We start from the raw sequence: 1,317 nt of genomic DNA, 5'->3' as shown, positions 1-1,317 counted from the left end.
CTCAGCTTCTGCGATCCCGCGTGCGCGCTGGCTGCCCCCGAGGAGAGGTCGATGCTGCCCTCGGCGAGCTGCGATGCGCCGGCCGAGAGGTCTGCGGCGCCGGCGGCGAGATCGGCGGAACCGTCTTTCGCCGATGTGGTGCCCTCGGCGAGTTCGGACGCTCCGGCGGCGATCTTGCTCGTCGTCACGAAGAACAGGATCACCATGGCGGCCAGCAGCAGGCTGAGGACGATCACGGCGATGCGCATGCCGATGCCGTGCGAATGGGGTGTGGTACTCGTCATCGAGGACTCCCGAGGTCAGTGGCGTCGTTGCCACCGGCGACTGTATGGGCAGGTTCGACCCCGCCCCCCGGATTTGCCGTTCGATACCAAGTCTCAGCACGCCTGGGACTCAGTTTCTTGTGGCGAGTGCACAAACGATGGGCGCAGACCGCTGTGCCTTCCACGAAAACGGAACGTAACATCGTGGACTCACGGCCCGCCTAGTCTCGTGCCCATGGCGAAGCAGAAGGCACCGGCGTGGCAGTGGTCGGAGGACGGACTCAACTTCCGCACCCGCAAGTGGGTGCGCCCGGAGGATCTCAACGCGAACGGCTCGCTGTTCGGCGGCAGCCTGCTGAAATGGATCGACGAAGAGGCCGCGATCTACGCGATCGTGCAGCTGGGCAACTACCGCGCCGTCACCAAGCACATCTCGGAGATCAACTTCGAGGCCTCGGCCGTGCAGGGCGACCTGATCGAGATCGGCCTGCAGGCAACCCACTTCGGCAGGACCTCCCTGACGATGCGCGCGGTGGCCAGGAACATGATCACGCGCAAGCGCATCCTCACGATCGAGAAGATCGTGTTCGTGAGCCTCGACGACGACGGGACACCGACGCCGCACGGCTACACCGAGATCACCTACGACCGAGACCGGATGCCGACCGAGCACATCGCCACCGGGACGATTCGACTCCCCTCTCCCTGACACTGCTCGACAGCGCCGAGCCACCTCCTCAGGCGCGAACAGCCCCCCGGTGCGTCTCGCTCGAGGAGGTGACCCGGTCGGAGAGGGGCGCTTCGACCGTGAAGGCCGGCGCAGCGGCGAACGCCTGAGCCAGATCGGCGATGAGATCGTCGACGTCTTCCAGGCCGATCGACAGCCGCAGCACGTCGGCGGCGGGCCGCGCCTCCGGCGGCACAGGGCGATGGGTGAGTGCGGCGGGGTGCTGGATCAGCGAGTCGACGCCGCCCAGCGAGACGGCGTGCGTGAACAGGGTCGTCGCGGTCGTGACGGCGGAGGCTGCGGCGAAACCACCCCGCATCCGCATCG

2 protein-coding genes and 1 pseudogene are annotated in these 1,317 nt (G+C 67.1%); 1 reads left to right on the top strand and 2 read right to left on the bottom strand.

The window, feature by feature from the left end:
* Window positions 1–284, bottom strand: a pseudogene (locus KZA10_RS15470) (hypothetical protein); the annotation flags it as partial.
* Between the two features lie 214 nt (window positions 285–498).
* On the opposite strand from KZA10_RS15470, the gene KZA10_RS15465 reads away from it, so the two are divergent.
* On the top strand, window positions 499–972 hold the full coding sequence (locus KZA10_RS15465) for an acyl-CoA thioesterase (protein ID WP_017829781.1): 474 nt from the start codon (window positions 499–501) through the stop codon (window positions 970–972).
* Between the two features lie 28 nt (window positions 973–1,000).
* Here KZA10_RS15465 and KZA10_RS15460 read toward each other — a convergent pair.
* Window positions 1,001–1,317: PLP-dependent transferase (locus tag KZA10_RS15460; protein ID WP_218683326.1), on the bottom strand; the 317-nt coding region annotated here is incomplete at its 5' end.

The sequence above is a fragment of the Microbacterium sp. BF1 genome, from assembly GCF_019279095.1.
Taxonomy (GTDB): Bacteria; Actinomycetota; Actinomycetes; order Actinomycetales; family Microbacteriaceae; genus Microbacterium; species Microbacterium maritypicum.
The sequence above is the reverse complement of the archived record's forward strand: the minus strand, read 5'-3'. Positions and strand labels throughout refer to the sequence as shown.